This window comes from Gilliamella sp. ESL0441 (assembly GCF_019469185.1).
GTDB lineage: Bacteria > Pseudomonadota > Gammaproteobacteria > Enterobacterales > Orbaceae > Gilliamella.
Genome location: NZ_CP048264.1, coordinates 2,734,354 through 2,754,041, shown reverse-complemented (window position 1 = coordinate 2,754,041; position 19,688 = coordinate 2,734,354). Strand labels below are relative to the sequence as shown.

18 protein-coding genes and 1 tRNA gene are annotated in these 19,688 nt (G+C 34.3%); 7 read left to right on the top strand and 12 right to left on the bottom strand.

The window, feature by feature from the left end:
- The first annotated feature begins 282 nt into the window (after positions 1-282).
- Together mnmG and rsmG are read left to right on the top strand one after the other, a co-directional pair.
- Entirely contained in the window at positions 283-2,175 is a 1,893-nt protein-coding gene (gene mnmG / locus GYM75_RS12285) for a tRNA uridine-5-carboxymethylaminomethyl(34) synthesis enzyme MnmG (protein WP_220216197.1), read from the top strand.
- A complete protein-coding gene (gene rsmG / locus GYM75_RS12280) occupies positions 2,153-2,758 on the top strand; it encodes a 16S rRNA (guanine(527)-N(7))-methyltransferase RsmG (protein WP_220216196.1) in 606 nt (201 codons plus the stop codon). The genes mnmG and rsmG overlap by 23 nt, the downstream gene beginning before the upstream one ends.
- A gap of 37 nt (positions 2,759-2,795) precedes the next feature.
- Here rsmG and GYM75_RS12275 read toward each other — a convergent pair whose 3' ends face one another.
- Complete coding sequence (locus GYM75_RS12275) at positions 2,796-4,031, bottom strand: N-acetylmuramoyl-L-alanine amidase (RefSeq protein ID WP_255556787.1); 1,236 nt, start codon at positions 4,029-4,031, stop codon at positions 2,796-2,798.
- A gap of 370 nt (positions 4,032-4,401) precedes the next feature.
- Positions 4,402-5,274, bottom strand: coding sequence for a phosphorothioated DNA-binding restriction endonuclease (locus GYM75_RS12270; RefSeq protein ID WP_220216194.1), 873 nt, complete (start codon positions 5,272-5,274; stop codon positions 4,402-4,404).
- A 191-nt stretch (positions 5,275-5,465) separates the two neighbouring features.
- On the opposite strand from GYM75_RS12270, the gene GYM75_RS12480 reads away from it, so the two are divergent.
- On the top strand, positions 5,466-5,687 hold the full coding sequence (locus GYM75_RS12480) for a DUF6389 family protein (RefSeq protein ID WP_220217323.1): 222 nt from the start codon (positions 5,466-5,468) through the stop codon (positions 5,685-5,687).
- Positions 5,688-5,881: 194 nt separating this feature from the next.
- Here the strand turns inward: GYM75_RS12480 and GYM75_RS12260 are convergent, their stop codons facing one another.
- The 7 genes from GYM75_RS12260 to GYM75_RS12230 form a co-directional block, all read right to left on the bottom strand.
- Entirely contained in the window at positions 5,882-6,985 is a 1,104-nt protein-coding gene (locus GYM75_RS12260) for a hypothetical protein (RefSeq protein ID WP_220216193.1), read from the bottom strand.
- Between the two features lie 46 nt (positions 6,986-7,031).
- Entirely contained in the window at positions 7,032-8,078 is a 1,047-nt protein-coding gene (locus tag GYM75_RS12255) for a peptide ABC transporter ATP-binding protein (RefSeq protein ID WP_220216192.1), read from the bottom strand.
- Positions 8,065-9,045, bottom strand: coding sequence for a dipeptide ABC transporter ATP-binding protein (dppD, locus tag GYM75_RS12250; protein WP_220216191.1), 981 nt, complete (start codon positions 9,043-9,045; stop codon positions 8,065-8,067). Before dppD ends, GYM75_RS12255 begins: the two co-directional genes overlap by 14 nt.
- 13 nt (positions 9,046-9,058) lie before the next feature.
- A complete protein-coding gene (dppC, locus tag GYM75_RS12245; protein ID WP_220216190.1) occupies positions 9,059-9,985 on the bottom strand; it encodes a dipeptide ABC transporter permease DppC in 927 nt (308 codons plus the stop codon).
- A 14-nt stretch (positions 9,986-9,999) separates the two neighbouring features.
- Positions 10,000-11,016, bottom strand: coding sequence for a dipeptide ABC transporter permease DppB (gene dppB / locus GYM75_RS12240; RefSeq protein WP_220216189.1), 1,017 nt, complete (start codon positions 11,014-11,016; stop codon positions 10,000-10,002).
- Positions 11,017-11,153: 137 nt separating this feature from the next.
- Positions 11,154-12,767, bottom strand: a complete 1,614-nt coding sequence (locus tag GYM75_RS12235; RefSeq protein ID WP_220216188.1) for an ABC transporter substrate-binding protein — start codon at positions 12,765-12,767, stop codon at positions 11,154-11,156.
- A 606-nt stretch (positions 12,768-13,373) separates the two neighbouring features.
- Positions 13,374-13,449: transfer RNA gene (locus GYM75_RS12230), tRNA-Phe, on the bottom strand.
- A gap of 158 nt (positions 13,450-13,607) precedes the next feature.
- Between GYM75_RS12230 and GYM75_RS12225 the strand changes: the two genes are divergently transcribed.
- From GYM75_RS12225 to groL, 3 genes are all read left to right on the top strand, one after another.
- Positions 13,608-14,075 carry an FxsA family protein gene (locus GYM75_RS12225; RefSeq protein WP_220216187.1) on the top strand — a complete coding sequence of 156 codons (468 nt, stop codon included), beginning with the start codon at positions 13,608-13,610 and terminating at the stop codon, positions 14,073-14,075.
- A gap of 145 nt (positions 14,076-14,220) precedes the next feature.
- On the top strand, positions 14,221-14,514 hold the full coding sequence (locus tag GYM75_RS12220; protein WP_034915350.1) for a co-chaperone GroES: 294 nt from the start codon (positions 14,221-14,223) through the stop codon (positions 14,512-14,514).
- A 48-nt stretch (positions 14,515-14,562) separates the two neighbouring features.
- Positions 14,563-16,209, top strand: coding sequence for a chaperonin GroEL (gene groL, locus GYM75_RS12215; RefSeq protein ID WP_220216186.1), 1,647 nt, complete (start codon positions 14,563-14,565; stop codon positions 16,207-16,209).
- 195 nt (positions 16,210-16,404) lie between these two features.
- Here groL and GYM75_RS12210 read toward each other — a convergent pair whose 3' ends face one another.
- Genes GYM75_RS12210 through GYM75_RS12200 form a run of 3 tightly spaced genes read right to left on the bottom strand, consistent with a single transcriptional unit; the run spans position 16,405 to position 18,834 of the window.
- Positions 16,405-16,980 carry a manganese efflux pump MntP family protein gene (locus GYM75_RS12210; protein ID WP_220216185.1) on the bottom strand — a complete coding sequence of 192 codons (576 nt, stop codon included), beginning with the start codon at positions 16,978-16,980 and terminating at the stop codon, positions 16,405-16,407.
- A 31-nt stretch (positions 16,981-17,011) separates the two neighbouring features.
- On the bottom strand, positions 17,012-17,629 hold the full coding sequence (locus GYM75_RS12205; protein WP_220216184.1) for a hypothetical protein: 618 nt from the start codon (positions 17,627-17,629) through the stop codon (positions 17,012-17,014).
- Positions 17,630-17,652: 23 nt separating this feature from the next.
- Entirely contained in the window at positions 17,653-18,834 is a 1,182-nt protein-coding gene (locus tag GYM75_RS12200; RefSeq protein ID WP_220216183.1) for a bifunctional tRNA (adenosine(37)-C2)-methyltransferase TrmG/ribosomal RNA large subunit methyltransferase RlmN, read from the bottom strand.
- Between the two features lie 99 nt (positions 18,835-18,933).
- Here GYM75_RS12200 and GYM75_RS12195 point away from each other — a divergent pair, with 99 nt between their 5' ends.
- Positions 18,934-19,686, top strand: coding sequence for a M15 family metallopeptidase (locus GYM75_RS12195; protein WP_220216182.1), 753 nt, complete (start codon positions 18,934-18,936; stop codon positions 19,684-19,686).
- Positions 19,687-19,688: the final 2 nt, after the last annotated feature.

Genomic DNA, 19,688 nt, shown 5'->3' with positions numbered 1-19,688 from the left:
AACAAGTTTAGATCGACAAAGATCCGATCAATTAACAACGTTGCACGATCAATAAGATCCTATAAAATAACTACTATATCGAGTTATCAACAGAAAGGATCCACATTAGTAGTAATAAAAATAAAAAGATCACATAAAAGATCTTATTTAATTTAAATGGCGATCAAATTAGATCATTTGACGTATTCAAAAAGATGAGTAAAATCGCTAACGCTAATTTAGATCAAAACAACATTTCTGAAATAACGATCATCTATATAGAAATTAACAACGAGGCTTTATATGTTTTATCCGGATCTTTTTGATGTCATTATTGTCGGCGGTGGTCATGCTGGCACAGAAGCCGCTATGGCATCAGCAAGAATGGGCCGAAAAACACTACTTTTAACCCATAATATCAATACATTAGGACAAATGTCATGCAATCCTGCTATTGGTGGTATTGGTAAAGGTCATTTGGTTAAAGAAATCGATGCCATGGGTGGTTTAATGGCTCACGCTATTGATCTTGCAGGGATCCAATTTAGGATCCTTAATAGCAGCAAAGGGCCTGCTGTTAGGGCAACACGTGCACAAGCAGATCGATCGCTTTATCGAAAAGTGATCAGAACAACACTTGAAAACCAAGAAAACTTAATGCTCTTTCAACAATCCGTAGAAGATGTGATCATTGAGAACGATCAGATCACTGGAGTTAAAACGCAAATGGGCGTTTCTTTTAAAGCTAAAGCTGTCGTTTTAACTGCAGGAACCTTTCTAAATGGAAAAATCCATATTGGTTTAGATAATTACAGTGGAGGAAGAACAGGCGATCCTGCTTCAATTGGACTATCTAAATCATTACATCAATACCCATTTAGAATGGGACGATTAAAAACAGGTACACCACCGCGTATTGATGCCCGAACAATTGATTTTTCTAAATTAGGTACACAATATGGTGATGATCCTGTTCCGGTATTTTCGTTTTTAGGTAATGCTAATCAGCACCCAAAACAGATCCCATGTTATATAACAAGCACAAACGAAACGACACATGAGATCATTCGTAATAGCTTAGATCGAAGTCCAATGTACACAGGGGTGATTGAAGGCGTAGGGCCAAGATATTGTCCTTCAATTGAAGACAAAATTATGCGTTTTTCAGATCGTAATTCACATCAGATCTATTTAGAGCCAGAAGGATTAGATAGTAACGAAATATACCCAAATGGGATCTCAACCAGTTTACCATTTGATACACAACTTGCTTTTGTACGTAGTATGAAAGGTCTTGAAAAGGCTAATATCATCAGACCTGGGTATGCGATCGAATATGATTATTTTGATCCTCGTGATCTTAAACCTACACTTGAAAGTAAAGTGATCAAAGGACTATTTTTAGCCGGACAAATTAATGGAACAACAGGGTATGAAGAGGCAGCTGCTCAAGGCATGTTAGCAGGTTTAAATGCCGCACGGTTTGTTTATGATCAAGATCAATGGTATCCAACGCGTGATCAAGCTTATTTAGGTGTACTGGTTGATGATCTTTGTACGTTAGGCACCAATGAACCTTACCGAATGTTTACTTCTCGTGCTGAATATCGTTTGATGTTACGTGAAGATAACGCTGATATACGCTTAACTGAAATTGGTCGTAAGCTAGGCATGGTTGATGATTATCGTTGGCAAAAATTTAACGAAAAATTTGAAGCGATAGAACAAGAAAGAGCGCGTTTACGTGATATATGGGTGCATCCACATATTGAAACTATTGATGAAGTGAATGCCGTTTTAAGTGCTAATTTAACCAAAGAAGCAAATGGTGAAGAGTTACTTAAACGCCCTGAAATGAGCTATAACACATTGAAATCATTATCACTATTTGCGCCTGGATTAACTGATCCTAGTGCTGCAGAACAAGTTGAAATTCAAGTTAAATATGATGGATATATCAAACTTCAAATTGAAGAAATCGAGCGCCAAAAACGTAACGAAGAAACATTAATTCCTGAGCATATTGATTATGCTGAAATTTCTGGATTATCAAATGAAGTTGTCGCTAAATTGAAACAGCATAAACCTGTATCGATTGGGCAAGCTTCACGTATTTCAGGCATAACACCGGCGGCAATATCAATGTTATTAGTTTATTTAAAAAAGAAGAATTATGTTAAAAAAGAAACTCACTAATCTGATTGATCAAACAGATCTTTTTATCACAGATCAGCAAATTGATCTGCTTATTGAGTATGTTGAAATGCTGAATAAGTGGAATAAGGCCTATAATTTAACTGCTGTGCGTGATCCCAACGAAATGTTAGTAAAACACATTATGGATAGTTTAGTGGTATCGCCCTATTTAGTGGGCGAACATTTTATTGATGTTGGAACAGGACCTGGGTTACCTGGTATTCCATTAGCGATCATCAATCCTGATAAACAATTTGATTTAGTTGACAGTTTAGGAAAACGTATCCGCTTTTTAAAACAGGTAAAATTTGAATTAAAACTGAATAATATTAATCCGGTGCAAAGCCGCATAGAGGACTATACCGAACAACAATTTGATGGTGTCATTAGCCGAGCGTTTGCTTCATTACAAGATATGCTTACTTGGTGTCAACATCTACCCAATCAACAGGGATCGTTTTATGCTTTAAAAGGTAGTGAACAAGATCCTATTCCTGAAGGGTTTGAACTTAAACAGAATATTAAACTGACTATTCCACAATTAAATGCGGATAGATGTTTAACGATTATTACTAAAGTTTAATTGACGATAATTTTAATTCTTACCTGAAAAAGAAATATTAATTTTTACGCTTTTTCAGGTAATCTTTAATACCACTAACAATCGCTTTTGATACTTGATTCTGGAAAGAAGCGGTTTTTAATTTTTTTTCTTCGTTAATATTACTAATAAAAGCGGTTTCGACCAAAACAGAAGGAATATCAGGGGCTTTCAAAACAGCAAAACCTGCTTTTTCAAGTGAAGGTTTATGTAAACTATTGACGCCTTTTAGTCGATTTAATATAGCATTACCTAATAATACCCCGTTGCTAATAGTTGTTTTTTGGACTAAATCTAAAATAGTATTATCTAAATATTTATCACCACTGCGACTCACACCACCTATTTGATCGGCATTATTTTGTGTTTGAGCCAAATAATTTGCTGCCGAGCTTGTCGCCCCACGGGTGGATAATGAAAACACAGAAGATCCTTTAACTGATCGACTAGTAAATGCATCTGCATGGATAGAAATAAAAAGATCGGCATGTAAAGATCGCGCTTTAGCCACTCGCACTTTCAATGGAATAAACACATCTTCATTACGGGTCATATAGACTTTAACATTCGGCTCTTTTTTCAATAAATTAAAAGTTCTGCGTGCAATTTGTAAAACAATATCCTTTTCTCTGGTTTTGTTATAGCCAATCGCACCCGGATCTTCACCGCCATGACCGGGATCGAGCATCACAATAATCGGGCTATTTTTCTTTTTATTAATGGGTGGTTTGATCTCAGCTTGCTGTTGGTTTAGATCACCTTTTGTATATTCTTCTAACAGTGCTAATAAAGGATCATCATCTGTTATTGAAGATTGTTTTGAAGGATAAAGATCGATGACTAAACGGTTTTTAAATTCGGCTACAGGGGGTAACGTAAAAGTATTGGGGTCTATTCCTTGCTTAGCCTCGATCATGATTCTGACCGTTTTAGCATCTAGCTGGGTAACTTGAATTGATTTAATGTAAGGATCGTGACTTAATACTTTCGATGAAATACTTTTTAAAACAGGATTAGAATTGATATTATCAATATCGATCACTAATCGATCTGGGTTAAATAATGCAGCACTTTTATATTTAAGCTTACTATTGGATTCTAACGTAATTCGTGTGTAAGTAGAGGAGGGCCAAATACGAACAGCGACCACTTGTGCCATTGCTGAAGCAAGACCAACACGAGTGACAGACAATAAACAAGTCGCAAGAATACCTTTAACTAAAAGGCGCTTTGTTGGACTGAATGTTTTTGACATATCTAGGCACTTTCTAATGTTGAACAAGATAAGAGCGGATAATATCATAAAAAAGTGTTTTGTTGTCAAAGGAACAAGGATTTTTATGATGTTCTATGTTATTTGATGGAAAGTTAAATAATCATAATAAAATTATAGAAATATTAAAATTATGAGAAACAATATCAAGTTGATATGAATTAGCTGAATCATAAAAGTATGAATATTAATAAAGTATTCATGATTCATTTCAAAAAATCAGCATTACAAATAAGTATGGAATAACTGATTAATTGAATATTTCTAATGAGTATATTTTGATAGTTATTTTGATTAATGGATAGATTATTTAAAACAGAAGTATGCATTAGATTATCAATTTTAGTCATATTTACTTCCTAAACACTTCTCTCAAATGCCATTCAACAAACCGATAATGTAAATGATCTTCCTTCGATCTAGGTCGCTTAATATCTTTTCCTTCAAAATTCCAAAATAATCTCTCGACAATTTGATTACCGTTAATACCATTTGATATTTTAATTTTTAAACTACTATCAAGCCCAATTACTCCCATATCAAAAGCCGAATGATGTAATGAACAAAGCGCTAAACCATTATTGATAACACAAGGACCGCCATGCTGTTTCCATTTTACATGAGCTGCTTCAAGACCAATGGATACTGAATCATACCTTAAATCAAAACCACAAATTGCACATTGGTAATTGTAAGCTCGTAAGACTAACTGTCTGAACTTTGGATCTCGTTGGCGATTAAAATTTATTAAACTAAAATCAAGTCGATTGATTAAATTTTCTTGCACACTTTCAGGAAAATGCTGACTTAAAATCTGTTCTGCTATTTGATCGATAGCTGATGGATTTTTTATTAGACATTGATAGGATGGTTCATCAAATCCCCCATAAACTTGTGATAAGGCTAGCTGTTTACTGGTTGGTTCTTTACTTGGATTATTGATATTTATGCAATTTTCGATATTGGTTAATTGCCAGAATCCATCATTTTTCAATCGCCAAAAAGGCATATTAGGATAGTAATGTGTACGTCGAGGACTAAAACGCATCAACAGATCAAGCAATGGTTCCTCAATTTCAGTTTTATAATTAAATAAACGTGTATGACTTTGTTTATATTTTGATAAGACATACAGAAGTAATAAAGGTTTATGTGGTGCTCGTTGTTCGCCTTTTTTCCAAATGGTGATATCAATGATTTTTTTCTGTAATTGTTTGCAATCCATTATTTTTGATAAATTAATGTAAAGATAAAGATTGGACATTATTATAAAAATAAAATTATTTTTGTGATCTAGTTCACAAAAATATGAAACATACTGTAAAAAATTAGTTTATTACAGAACAAATGAGAATATTTACTTCCAAATCGTATTTGATAAAAAGCCAGCAATAGCTAGTATTATGTGAGGAAGGTATATTTTCTATTATTATTCACCTTATCGGACCAGATTTATACGTACTTAATAAAGTTATAGAACCTTATCGTGAACTGTTTGACGTAAAAGTCATTGATAATAAATTACAACCGGAAGTGCCTTTATTTGATCCTTATGAAACTCCATTTTCAGTCAATGATCTAATTATTAAAGTTAGTATTGACTGGCTTAAGCATATATGGGATTTGTCAGAGGGATAGGCATAACTGCATATGCAATTGGAGAAGAATGCTCTAAATTTTAGGGATTAATCCCCATAGGTGAGTAAATAATAATTCAAATATAAAATTGAAAAGGCAGGTGTAATTAGTTTTAAAAGATTGTATGTTATCTTTTTATATTCATTACACCTATCTAGCTTTTCATAAATGCACTTTAATTACTGTTTTTATTATTATTCTTGATATTCAGCATAATCATCTAATACGTTATCAGTCATCCGATCTAAGTGTTTTTGTTTACTAAGCTCTTTTAGGCTACTGTATGAAATATAACTACAGCTTTCAGATAAAGGACCTTTTTCGAGTAAAGAGAATACTGGTCGTCGGATTTCTTGAAAGACTTTTTCTTGTCGGTTATCGGGCGCAACGATATGTAAATTAATATTCATATTCGGTTGTAATGCTAATAAGTCAGCCATACGTAATAAACCTGAATAAACAGATGTAGTATGCTCTACTTCAAAAGCTCGAACAATTGAGCGACCTTTTAGCCAAATTACGTCAATTTGTTCAATGGTACTTAATGTTGTTTCATCGTAATTAAGCGGTAATTTATCTAATAAAACTTCAGTGTTTTTTTTCCATTCTTTTAAAACTCGACTTCGATCTGCTTTTGGCAGCCAAACTTTAAGCCCCATACAAGCCCCGATTTGAGCAATTAGAGCTTGCATTTTAATCGATTCGCGGACTTCAGTAGTTTGAGTTTGTTCATTCTCCACTAAAGATTCATCATTTTCTGGGATAGAAACTTCAATTACTTTATCTTCACGATTAACAGTATGAATTTTTAGTTTTTTCTTATCAATTTCATCTAAAAGATAGGGTATGGCAATATTTGACTGTTTTAATAATGTGCTTGCTAGTAACTTACCATCTTTATCATTAAGTTTATTTAAACTGGTTCTTAATAGCCCTGTCCAAGCACTGCTTTTTTTATTATGTGATTTTGTAAAAGTAAGTTTTTGCCAAAGTTCATCAATATGAATAGGAATTGTTTCAGCCAACGGTAACCAAACTTTAGTACAGACATGAAAACGAACTGTAAAAGGATCATCTTCATCTAAAAAAATGGGTGTAGAATCGTGAAAAGGACCATCAATAATTTCAAGTAAACCACACCAACGAGATAATCGTGTTATATAGCAAATTAAAATATCTCCAGGCTTAAGCTTTTTAGCGAGCCCTTCTTGCCGAATACGAAAACCGGATATTGATTTATCGGAATGCGTGAAAGCATGATAGGTTTCAGGGGAAAATATATTAGTATAATAAGTCATAAATTATCTATGTTTAGTAAAAACTCGTATTAATAAAAATTCATATCTATACATTATTTTTAACGGTTAACTCATTCATATGTTTGTTGAATAAGCCGTTATTAATTTTTTCTTCTACGCAAAAACAAGCAACTTTATGTTCATTATAATTAATAAGCTTTGGTTGCTGAGATGTACAACGTGAAAATGCCCAACGGCATCGAGCATGAAAAGCACAACCTAAAGGTGGATCTAGTGGGCTTGGTAATTCTCCTTCTAATTTAATTCTATCTTGCCTTAGATCGGGATTTAATCTTGGTGTTGCCGATAAAAGTGCTTGTGTGTATGGATGTTGAGAATGATGATAGATTTCATCTTTTCGACCTTGTTCAACACAACGACCTAAATACATCACCATGACTTCATCAGCAATATGCTCAACAACCGAAAGGTCGTGAGAAATAAATATATAAGATAACCCAAGATCTTGTTGCAAATCCATCATTAAATTGAGTACTTGCGCTCGCACTGAAACATCCAATGCTGAAACGGGTTCATCAGCAACCACGACTTCGGGATCCAGCATTAAACCTCTTGCGATAGCAATACGCTGGCGTTGTCCACCCGAAAACATATGAGGATAACGATTATAAAACTCTTCTTTTAATCCAACTTTTTGCATCATTGATAGTACTTTTGCTTTACGATCACTTGCCGTTAAATCTGTATTGATAATAAGAGGTTCTTCTAATATCGAGCCGATTTTTTTACGTGGGTTTAATGATGAATAGGGGTTTTGGAAAACGATTTGTATTTTTTGTCGACGTAATTTTTGCGCTTGAGGATCATCATTCAATAGATTCTGATCTTTAAAATACATTTCACCAGAAGTTGGTTTTTCAATCATGGTTAGTAATCGGGCTAATGAGGATTTACCACATCCTGATTCCCCAACAATCGCAAGGGTTTTGCCTTTACCTAATGTAAAAGAAACACCATCAACCGCTTTGACTTGTTTTGGTTCCGAAAAGAAACCGGTTTTTACAGAATAATATTTTTTCAAGTTTCTGGCATCAAGCAATAATTCGCTATTTTCCATATTATTGTTGTTCATATTGAGGTATTCCTTCGCGCGATAATGGATAATGACATTTTACTTTCCTTGTTTTTGAATAACTGATTAATATTGGTTCCTCGGTATAACAGCGCTCATTTGCATAAGGACAACGAGGATTAAGTAAACAGCCCGTAGGTCGATCGTATTTACCCGGTACAACACCTGCTAACGATTCTAACCGTTCTTTATCTTGAGCAAATTCAGGAAGTGAGCGTAATAATGCTTGGGTATAAGGATGTAACGGTTCTTTAAAGATAATTTCAGCATTACCTATCTCTACAACTTGGCCTGCATACATCACAATAATTTTTTGTGCGGCTTCGGAAACTAATGCTAAATCATGGGTTATAAGAACTAATGCCATGTTATTTTTACGTTGTAACTCAAGCAATAACTCAATAATTTGCCCCTGAATGGTAACATCTAATGCGGTTGTCGGCTCATCAGCAATTAAGAGTTTAGGATTGCATGCAATTGCGATTGCGATCATTACACGTTGGCTCATCCCGCCTGACAACTGATGCGGATAAACACTTAAACGATTTTCAGCATCTGGAATACCCACTAATTTAAGCAACTCAATCGCTCTTGCTTTAAGTGCTTTTTTATTGCCACCTTGGTGAATTTTTAATGTTTCAATAATTTGATAACCGATGGTGAAACATGGATTCAAGCTAGTCATTGGATCTTGGAAGATCATAGCCACATCTGCACCCACAATTTTACGACGCATTTTGTTGGAAAGTTGTTGAAGATTTTTGCCCTCAAAATGTAATGCTTTGGCAGCTACGTTGCCAGGAAAATCAATTAATCCCATTATGGCGAGTGAACTAACTGATTTACCGGAGCCAGATTCTCCGACTATTCCGACTACTTCTCCTTCTTCAACATTATAACTAATATGATCTACGGCTTTAAAGCCACTAAATTCTACTGATAATTCTTTTACTTCTAATAATGCCATGACTGTATCTCCATTACTGCTTCAATTTAGGATCAAGTGCGTCCCGCAAACCATCTCCCATTAAGTTGAAAGCTAACACTGTCATTAAAATGATTAAGCCGGGGAAGGTGACAACCCACCATGCAGAATGTGCAAATTGCAATACGTCAGCAAGCATTGTTCCCCATTCTGGTGTTGGTGGTTGTGCGCCCATACCTAAAAAACCTAATGCGGCCATATCTAAAATTGCATTGGAAAATCCTAACGAGGCTTGAACAATTAACGGCGCTAAACAGTTTGGTAGGATATTTATAAACATTTGCCGTAAGGCTCCAGCACCAGCAACCCGGGAAGCAATAACATAATCTTTATTAATTTCTGCAAGCGTCGCACCGCGAGTTAAACGAACATAATGTGGTAATGCTACAAAAGCTAATGCAATTGAAGCATTAGTAATAGATGGACCGAAGATTGCAACTAAAACCAGTGCAAGTAGTAAACTCGGTAAAGCGAGCATAATATCAACCGCTCGCATAATAATGTTATCGATGAAGCCACCAACATACCCAGCAATTAAGCCTAAAGTAATGCCCAAAATAAGTGAAATGATGACAACCAAGCAACCTACTAATAAAGATAGACGAGCACCATAAATGAGCCGAGACAAAATATCTCTACCTACATCATCAGTTCCTAAAATAAATTGCCAATTACCATCTTTCATCCAGACAGGAGGAGCTAATAAAGCCTCTCTAAATTGTTCAGAAGGTGAATGGGGAGCGATAAAATTAGCAAATATAGCTAGCAAGACAACTATAGCAATAAAAACTAAACCAAAGACTGCTCCTTTATTTTTTGAAAAATAGAACCAGAATTCACAAAAAGGTGTTAAAGGTTTAGGTGCAATAGAATTGGCGTCTGGCTGTGTATTGGTTTTTTCAGTAATATTCTGTTTATTCATTTGTATTCATACTCTTATTTATGTCTAATACGTGGATTGATAACACCGTATAACATATCAACTAATAAATTCACCAAAATAATCATACCTGCAACAATTAATACACCACTTTGCACAACGGGATAATCTCGGCGTTGTAACGCTTCTATGAGCCAACGGCCAATTCCAGGCCATGAAAAAACTGTTTCGGTCAATATTGCCCCAGCTAGCATTGAACCAACTTGTAAACCGATAACTGTAATAACAGGAATCATCGCATTACGCAACGCATGAACAAGAATAATACGAATTCGACTAACTCCTTTAGCACGTGCTGTTCGGATATAATCTTCACTCAATACTTCTAACATCGAAGAACGGGTCATTCGGACAATGACTGCTAAAGGTATGGTACCTAACACAATAGCGGGTAAAATTAGGTGAGTAACAGCATCGATAAAATCCTCTGTTTCACCCCATAAGAAAGTATCAATTAACATAAAACCAGTTAAAGGGTTACTTTCATCTAAAAATAGCATATCACTGACACGCCCAGATACTGGGGTTAAGTTTAAGTGTACTGAGACTAACATTATTAGCATCATCCCCCACCAGAAAATTGGCATGGAATAACCTGTTAAAGACAAGCCTATAGCTGTGTGATCAAATATTGAGCCACGTTTGACTGCGGCAAGAACGCCGATTGGAATGCCAAAACAGATAGCAAACAACATTGCACAAAATCCCAGCTCAAATGTTGCTTTAAATCGGGGTACAAATTCGTCCCATACAGGAGTTTGGCTTTTGAAAGATATTCCTAAATCTCCATGAAACATATTGATAATATATTGAAAATACTGCTGATAAAGTGGCTTATCCAAACCCAGTTGAATCATTAATTCAGCATGGCGTTCTTGGGATAACCCTCGCTCTCCAGCAAGCACTGTAATAGGATCCCCTGGAATAAGGTGGACAAAAATAAAAGTAAGCAGCGTGATACAAATAAACGTCGTTATCAGTACACCTAACCGCTTTAAAATAAATTGGAACATATAATTGCTCTTAAATTTTTCTTCTAACTTATTGTTTATATGATAGATAATTTTTTATAAAAATAATATTTACTATTTCAACCTCAAAAAAGCTAATGCCGCAATTAACCACCTTTTTATGGTTAATTGCATTGATGCTATTTTTCGAGAGAAACTTGGTTAAAATTATGTAATGCTAAAGGATCCATAATATAGCCTTTAACCTTTTTACTTATTGGCATATAAACCATGGAATGAGCAATCATTAGCGCAGGTGCTTGATCACGCATTTCAACTTGCGCTTGTTTGTATAGCTTGACCCTCTTTTCATGATCAGGCTCAATGCGAGCTTGTTGTAATAAATCATCAAATGGTTTATAGCACCAATGTGAATAGTTAGAACCTGCTTTAACCGCATCACAACTCATCAAAACAGTATAAAAGTTATCCGGATCACCATTATCTCCAGACCATCCCATTAATACTGCATCATGTTCACCATCACGAATACGGGATAAATACTCTCCCCATTCATAGCTAACAATTTTAGCAGTTACACCAATTTTAGCCCAATCTTCTTGAATCATTTCAGCCATGCGGCGCGCATTTGGATTATATGGACGTTGTACTGGCATTGCCCATAAAGTGATAGTAAATCCGTTTTCTAGGCCAGCTGATTTTAATAATTCTTTTGCTTGCGCTGGATCATAAGGGTAATCTTTTATTTCATCGTTATAACCCCACATAGATGGAGGGATAAAGTTTTTAGCCGGTTCAGCTGCACCTTGAAAAACTGCTTTAATAATCGCATCCTTATTTACAGCCATATTTAATGCTTGTCGAACTTTTAAATTATCCAATGGTGGTTTATCCATATTGTAGGCTAAATAGCCAATGTTAACCCCTGCCATTTCTTTCACTACAATATTCTTATCTAATTTCATTCGTTCAACATCGGCTATATTTGGAAATGGCATAGCATGACATTCTCCTTTTTGCAACTTAGCATAACGAATAGCAGCATCCGGTGTAATTGAAAAAACTAAACGATCCAATTTAGCTTTTGGACCAAAATAATCCGGATTAGCTTTATAAAGGATTTTTGAATCTTTTTGGTATTGAACAAAAGTAAATGGTCCTGTTCCAATGGGAACTAAATCAACTTTTTCGGGAGTGCCTTTTTTAAGCATTGCATCGGCATATTCAGCAGATAAAATTGAAGCGAATGACATCGCTAAATCAGCTAAAAAAGGCGCTTCTTGATGCTTTAACACAAATACAACGGTATGATCATCAATTTTTTTAATCTCTTTAATTAAATCAGGTAATCCCATACTTTCAAAATATTCGTATTGACCACCAGAAACTTTATTATAAGGGTGGTTTTTATCCTTTTGTCGCATAAATGTAAAAATAACATCATCAGCATTTAAATTTCGTGTTGGTTTAAATTCTTTATTGTTATGCCATTTCACATCATCGCGTAAATGAAAGGTATAAGTTAAACCATCTTGGCTAATATCCCAAGATTTAGCTAAAGAAGGTTCAATTTCGGTTGTACCTAATTTAAACTCTACTAAACGGTTATAAACAGGTACAGCGCTAGCATCCATTGAAATTCCACTTGTCACTAACTGTGGATTAAATGTTTCAGGTGAAGCTTCAGCACAATATACTAATGTTTGGGCAGCATGAAGCTGTGCACTCGCAAGCATCGTCATCAACCCAACACCTAACAAAAATTTACGCTTATATTTCCTTAAATTCTTCATGATAATTACTCCAATTATTGAATTGTAAATCTATTTTTATGTTACTCAAACAAAGTTAAAGGTATTATTTTACTGATATTTTTAGATAAATTTTTTATTAAAAGGTCTTAATATATATTGTCAGAACGATTAACTTTTATTTTATTAAAAAATTTTTTCAACATTTATTGCACAACTATAGTGCAAATTGCACAATAATTAAAAATTATGTCATTACTCAATAAGTCGTAACATAATCCATTTTTTATAGAAATAAACTTTTAACACGAGCATAACGACCGTTAAGTGCTGTGTAACAAATGAATTTGCAAAAATAGTGCCATTTTTAATCAAAACAATATTAATTAAATAGATTTAAAAATCTATGAATACGCTTTTTAGTTAAGTTGAACTTATTATTATGGCACTTAACTGATTATATTATTTTTTACTTACTTATTGATTTTTAAAGAATGTATTATAATTAATGTAGATAAATTAATCATTAAAATAATTATGAAAATTACGGTTTAAATTGATTTAGACTAAGTCCAGTAGGTGGGTTGAAACATGAAGAAATTTTTTCAGACACAAAAAAACCAGCTTTCGCTGGTGTTCTTTTAGGATTGGTGCCCGGACGCGGAATCGAACCACGGACACGGGGATTTTCAATCCCCTGCTCTACCGACTGAGCTATCCGGGCAACAATGGATGCACATTAAACACGATCTGTGATAATTCGTCAATTCTTTTTGTGATATATTTTTAAAAAAATAGGTTGTTTGGTTGAAAAATAACTTATTAGTTTTATATTATTGCAAATAATCTTTCTATATCACGTTCTTTTTAGGGAATGACTAAATGCGATTTTTTACCTATCTTATTCTTTTTCTTATTTTGTTTTATTTTTATTGCGAAATTAGTTTATTTAAACAGGTGATTTCTGTATTCGGTTTATGGACAACCCTAATTTTCGTGATTGCTAAATCCATTATTGTTTATCAATTCGCTAAAAAACAAATTATAAAAAATGATCGATTTATGCAACAGGAAGAGACGAATCTAAAGGGGATAAAACTGGAAAATTTAAAAATTGAAGGACTTTCAAATATTTTAACAACAGTTGGTGTTTTTCTTATCTTCCTTCCTGGTTTTTTAAGTGATATATTTGGGGGAATTTTATTAATTCCCAACGTAAAAAGGTATATAACGAAATTAATATTAGAAAAAGTATTTAGTAAAACGATTATTGTTTCATCAAAAACAACAACCGTTAATCAGTTTGATGAGTTTATTGAAGGAGAATTTCGCCACAAAAATGATGAATAAATAATCAATTAGTCTTTTTTTTGAAATTCATCTCTTGAAGAATATAAAAAGATCCCCATGTAAGCTTCACTACATTATTAAATCGTAATTTTAAGATTTATTTTTAATTATCATCTATTTAAATATTAGTGCTAGGAGATAACTAATGAAAATTCGTCCATTGCATGATCGTGTGATCATTAAACGTAAAGAAGTGGAATCAAAGTCAGCTGGCGGTATTGTTTTAACAGGTTCAGCTGCAGGTAAATCAACACGTGGTGAAGTTTTAGCTGTTGGTAATGGTCGCATTTTAGAAAATGGTCAAGTACAACCGCTAGATGTTAAAGTTGGTGATATCGTAATTTTCAATGAAGGATATGGCGTTAAAACAGAAAAAATCGATAATGAAGAAGTGCTTATCCTGTCTGAAAGCGATATTTTAGCTATTGTACAAGCATAACTGGCAACTAATTTAAAATTATATACAGAATTTAGGAGATATACGAAGATGGCCGCTAAAGATGTAAAATTTGGTAATGATGCTCGCGTTAAAATGCTTCAAGGCGTGAATGTATTAGCTGATGCAGTAAAAGTGACTTTAGGTCCTAAGGGGCGTAACGTTGTTTTAGATAAATCATTTGGTGCTCCAACAATCACTAAAGATGGTGTTTCAGTTGCTCGCGAAATCGAATTAGAAGATAAATTCGAAAATATGGGTGCACAAATGGTTAAAGAAGTGGCATCGAAAGCAAATGATGCTGCTGGTGATGGTACAACAACGGCAACTGTGCTTGCTCAAGCTATTGTTAACGAAGGCTTAAAAGCAGTGGCTGCAGGAATGAATCCAATGGATTTAAAACGTGGTATCGATAAAGCAGTCGTTGCAGCCGTTGAAGAACTTAAAAAATTATCAGCTCCATGTGCAGACTCTAAAGCAATTGCACAAGTTGGTACTATTTCTGCTAACTCAGATGAAACTGTGGGTACTTTAATTGCGCAAGCAATGGAAAAAGTAGGTAAAGAAGGTGTTATTACTGTTGAAGACGGCACAGGTTTACAAGACGAACTTGATGTGGTTGAAGGTATGCAGTTTGATCGTGGTTATTTATCACCTTATTTCATCAATAAACCAGAAACAGCAACGGTTGAATTAGATAGTCCATATATCTTATTAGTTGATAAAAAAATCTCTAATATTCGTGAATTATTACCGGTATTAGAAGCGGTTGCAAAAGCGGGTAAATCGCTATTAATTATTGCTGAAGATGTTGAAGGTGAAGCATTAGCAACATTAGTTGTGAATACTATGCGTGGTATTGTTAAAGTTGCAGCAGTAAAAGCACCAGGCTTTGGTGACCGTCGTAAAGCAATGTTGCAAGATATCGCTATTTTAACAGCTGGTACTGTTATTTCAGAAGAAATCGGTTTAGAGCTTGAAAAAGCAACTTTAGAAGATTTAGGTCAAGCTAAACGTGTTGTTATCAATAAAGACAATACCACTATCATCGATGGTGTGGGTGAAGAGTCTTTAATTAATGCTCGTGTTGAACAAATTCGTAAACAAATTGAAGAATCAACTTCTGATTACGATAAAGAAAAACTTCAAGAACGTGTGGCTAAATTAGCTGGCGGTGTTGCAGTAATTAAAGTTGGTGCAGCAACTGAAGTTGAAATGAAAGAGAAAAAAGCACGTGTAGAAGATGCATTACATGCAACTCGTGCTGCTGTTGAAGAAGGTGTTGTTGCCGGTGGTGGTGTAGCGTTAGTTCGTGCTGCTTCAGCGATTGCTGAGCTAAAAGGTGCGAATGAAGATCAAAACGTAGGTATCAAAGTTGCACTTCGTGCAATGGAAGCACCATTACGCCAAATCGTCACTAACTGTGGTGAAGAAGCATCTGTTGTTGTTAACGCAGTTAAAGGTGGTAAAGGTAACTATGGTTACAATGCTTCAACTGAAGAGTATGGTGATATGATTGCAATGGGTATTTTAGATCCAACTAAAGTAACTCGTAGTGCATTACAATATGCTGCATCTGTCGCTGGTCTTATGATCACAACTGAATGTATGGTTACTGATTTACCTAAAGATGATAAAGCTGATTTAGGTGCTGCTGGTGGTATGGGCGGCATGGGTGGTATGGGCGGAATGATGTAATTCTATCTTTACACACAAACTAATAATTTGAAAAACTATCCGTTTACGCGGATAGTTTTTTTGTATTCACAAATCTTTTTTTTTCACCTTTTCATTTTCTTTTTATCAAAAAACTTTTTACAAGTTTGAATAAATTAACAAATTGAAATTAAATGTATGTTGGAATGTGAAAAAAGAGTATTGAATTTTGCGAACTTAATTTGAAAGATGCTGATAAAGTGTTATTACGCCAATCGCAATTAACACCAATCCGCCTAAAATCTCAGCTTGTTTCCCGATAAAACAACCAATTTTTTTTCCTAATAATAAACCTATAGTCACCATGACACAGGTTGCTAATCCAATCATGCTTGCTGCGATATAAATATTAACGCTAGCTAATGCTAAACTAATTCCGACAGCAAAAGCATCCAGACTAGTCGAAATAGCGGTAAAAATTAAGATAAGAAAAGATTTTTTAGAAGAAGCTATTTCTTTTTCAGAAAAATCCTCATCTTCTTCTTTAAAACTATTGTAAATCATACTAACGCCTAAAAATAGCATGACAGCAAATACTACCCAATGATCCCAACGTTCTATATATTGCAGTGTCAACATGCCTATGAGCCAACCTAGCAATGGTGTAATTGCTTCAACGATACCAAATAAAATACCCACTTTTAAGGCGCCGATAAAGGGGGTAGATTGAAATGAAACTCCACGGCAAACAGCAACCGCAAAGGCATCAGTGGACATCGCCAAAGCTAATAATAAAAGCGCTAAAAAATTCATAACGTTAAGTCTTTATAATTAATATTATGATTTATTGTTTTACTATTGATAATAGATAGTTTGAAATTTTAATATCACCTTTTTTGTGATAAAGTTTCGCTGTTTTTAGTACACTGTCTCGCCGACTTGGATCATATTGAAAAAGCTGTTTAAACATTAGATTAGCTGTTTTTTTATCATTATTTTGGATAGCACAATATCCATATTGTTCATAAGTATCCGCTTTCCAATTATGACGATCGTATTCTAAGCTTTTTTCAAACTCTTTTTGTGCTTCTTGATAACGCCCAAGTCCACATAAAAAAGAACCATAATGAACATGATATAAACCATTACCAGGTTCCATCATGGTAATACGCTTATAAATCATTTCCGCTTCTTTATACTCACCAACATGCTGATCAAACATTGCCATAGCTAGCATTATTTTTGGATTATTAGGTGAATATTGATTTGCTAATTTTAGATTATAATGTGCAGCTTTGACATTTTCTTCTGATTCAGAAGCCTTAGCAAGATAGCCTAATCCTAATCGCATTCTAGCTAAAGCTGCGGTTTCAGGATCGAACTCTTCATTATTATTCATTTGACAGCCTGTTAGCATAGATAATGCCAAAAAGCCTAACAATATTATTAATTTTTTCATCATTTTCCTTATTTCCTTAAGTAATATTATATTGTCTGTTGGACAAGATTCTGTTTTTTATATAATGTACGTTTGGTTCGATCAACAACTTCACCCGCTAATTGGCCACAAGCCGCATCAATATCATCCCCTCGTGTTTTTCTGACAATTACTGTAAACCCATAACCCATTAACGTTTTCATGAAACGGTCTATACGAGTATTCGAACATCTTGAATAAGGTGCACCAGGAAAAGGATTCCATGGGATTAAATTAATTTTACTAGGAACATTTTTTAAATATTTAGCAAGTTCGTGAGCATGTTCAACACTATCATTGATTTGGTTAAGTAATACATATTCTATTGTTACTTTACCATGATTAGCATTAGAGGTTGATAGATAACGTAAAATAGAGTCCCGTAACATCGCCATATTATATTTTTGATTTATTGGCATAATTTCACTACGAATATTATCATTTGGTGCATGTAGTGATATTGCAAGTGCAACATCGATCATGCCGGCCAATTTATCTAAAGCAGGAACAACCCCAGAAGTTGAAAGCGTTACACGTCGTTTTGATAAACCATAACCAAAATCATCTAACATTATTTCCATTGCAGGTGCAACGTTTGATAAATTAAGTAATGGTTCGCCCATTCCCATCATAACTATATTAGTAATTGGTCTATCTGCTAACTTTCCAGTCACACCGATGGCATTCGAGGCACGCCATACTTGACCTATAATTTCTGATACGGATAAATTACGGTTAAAACCTTGTTGAGCGGTTGAACAAAACTTGCACTCTAAAGCGCAACCAACTTGCGAGGAAACACATAACGTTGCGCGATCTCGTTCAGGAATATAAACGGATTCAATCATCTGATTATTCCCTACATCAAGCGCCCATTTAATAGTCCCATCAGCTGAACGTTGTTCTAGAGCAATAACTGGAGCTTTAATTTCAGCAATCGTCTTTAAATGTTCACGCAATTTTTTATTGATATCGGTCATCTGATCAAAATCGTCGATTCCAAAATGATAGATCCATTTCATGACTTGATCAGCTCTAAATGGCTTCTCTCCCAATGAAATAAAAAACTCTCTTAATTGTTGACGAGTTAAATCAAGTAAATTTATTTTTTCACTTTTGAGATTACTTGTATTAAGATTAATTGTATCTGAAGAATTAACAGACGTATTTGGTGTAGCAGGTGTTAACATATGGCCTCGTTTTTACACATTATGGCTGTTTAAAATATAAGGGAAGAATTATACTGGTTTTCCTTTTATCTGGCTAATAGAATATTAGTGATATCAACAATGAAAAAAAAATTAGTAAAATACGTCAAGATTTCCTACTTAATCCAAACATTAACTTTACTTTTATATTCAAATTTTACTATGGCACAACCAATACCTTTAAATAAATTAATTGGACAGTTTGATGAAAAAATAGATAGTAATTTTGTTGCATTAGATTCAACAATATTACCTGTCAATAAAAAGGGCATGTATCTTCAAAAAGAACCAACGCAGCAACTGATTAAAGCCTATCAAGCCTTTAAAAAAGAGCATCCTGATATTCCGTTTATCATTGTTAGTGCAACACGTAATTATACCTACCAAAACTCAATTTGGCAGCGTAAGTGGGGTAATTTGTCAGATAAGCTTAATGATCCTCAACAGATTGCCGACGAGATTTTAAAATATTCATCAATGCCGGGTACTTCTCGTCATCATTGGGGAACAGATATCGATATTACCAGTGTTTCATCTGAATACTTTCAAAATGATAAAAAAGGTATCATTTTATATAAATGGCTTCAGGACAATTTACCTAAATATGGCTTTTGCCAAGCGTTTAACGAAGGAAGACATGGAGGCTATCAGCCAGAAGAGTGGCATTGGTCATATAAGCCTATTGCTAGTCAATATATCAAACAATATAAGGCTATATTGGAAAATGAACCAAATATTATCACACAAGTGTTGAATTTTATCGGTCATGATAAAATTGATTTAGAGAGACTAATTAAAGAATATGTACTAACCGTTAATATCGAGTGTTATTAATT

What these genes read in the sequence shown, in the direction of transcription:
- GYM75_RS12270 (WP_220216194.1), bottom strand. Translation starts at nt 5,274, where the DNA reads ATGGATTGCAAACAATTACAGAAAAAAATCATTGATATCACCATTTGG.
- GYM75_RS12275 (WP_255556787.1), bottom strand. Translation starts at nt 4,031, where the DNA reads ATGTCAAAAACATTCAGTCCAACAAAGCGCCTTTTAGTTAAAGGTATT.
- GYM75_RS12220 (WP_034915350.1), top strand. Translation starts at nt 14,221, where the DNA reads ATGAAAATTCGTCCATTGCATGATCGTGTGATCATTAAACGTAAAGAA.
- groL (WP_220216186.1), top strand. Translation starts at nt 14,563, where the DNA reads ATGGCCGCTAAAGATGTAAAATTTGGTAATGATGCTCGCGTTAAAATG.
- GYM75_RS12210 (WP_220216185.1), bottom strand. Translation starts at nt 16,980, where the DNA reads ATGAATTTTTTAGCGCTTTTATTATTAGCTTTGGCGATGTCCACTGAT.
- mnmG (WP_220216197.1), top strand. Translation starts at nt 283, where the DNA reads ATGTTTTATCCGGATCTTTTTGATGTCATTATTGTCGGCGGTGGTCAT.
- GYM75_RS12200 (WP_220216183.1), bottom strand. Translation starts at nt 18,834, where the DNA reads ATGTTAACACCTGCTACACCAAATACGTCTGTTAATTCTTCAGATACA.
- GYM75_RS12205 (WP_220216184.1), bottom strand. Translation starts at nt 17,629, where the DNA reads ATGATGAAAAAATTAATAATATTGTTAGGCTTTTTGGCATTATCTATG.
- dppB (WP_220216189.1), bottom strand. Translation starts at nt 11,016, where the DNA reads ATGTTCCAATTTATTTTAAAGCGGTTAGGTGTACTGATAACGACGTTT.
- GYM75_RS12255 (WP_220216192.1), bottom strand. Translation starts at nt 8,078, where the DNA reads ATGAACAACAATAATATGGAAAATAGCGAATTATTGCTTGATGCCAGA.
- GYM75_RS12235 (WP_220216188.1), bottom strand. Translation starts at nt 12,767, where the DNA reads ATGAAGAATTTAAGGAAATATAAGCGTAAATTTTTGTTAGGTGTTGGG.
- GYM75_RS12225 (WP_220216187.1), top strand. Translation starts at nt 13,608, where the DNA reads ATGCGATTTTTTACCTATCTTATTCTTTTTCTTATTTTGTTTTATTTT.
- GYM75_RS12195 (WP_220216182.1), top strand. Translation starts at nt 18,934, where the DNA reads ATGAAAAAAAAATTAGTAAAATACGTCAAGATTTCCTACTTAATCCAA.
- GYM75_RS12260 (WP_220216193.1), bottom strand. Translation starts at nt 6,985, where the DNA reads ATGACTTATTATACTAATATATTTTCCCCTGAAACCTATCATGCTTTC.
- dppD (WP_220216191.1), bottom strand. Translation starts at nt 9,045, where the DNA reads ATGGCATTATTAGAAGTAAAAGAATTATCAGTAGAATTTAGTGGCTTT.
- dppC (WP_220216190.1), bottom strand. Translation starts at nt 9,985, where the DNA reads ATGAATAAACAGAATATTACTGAAAAAACCAATACACAGCCAGACGCC.
- rsmG (WP_220216196.1), top strand. Translation starts at nt 2,153, where the DNA reads ATGTTAAAAAAGAAACTCACTAATCTGATTGATCAAACAGATCTTTTT.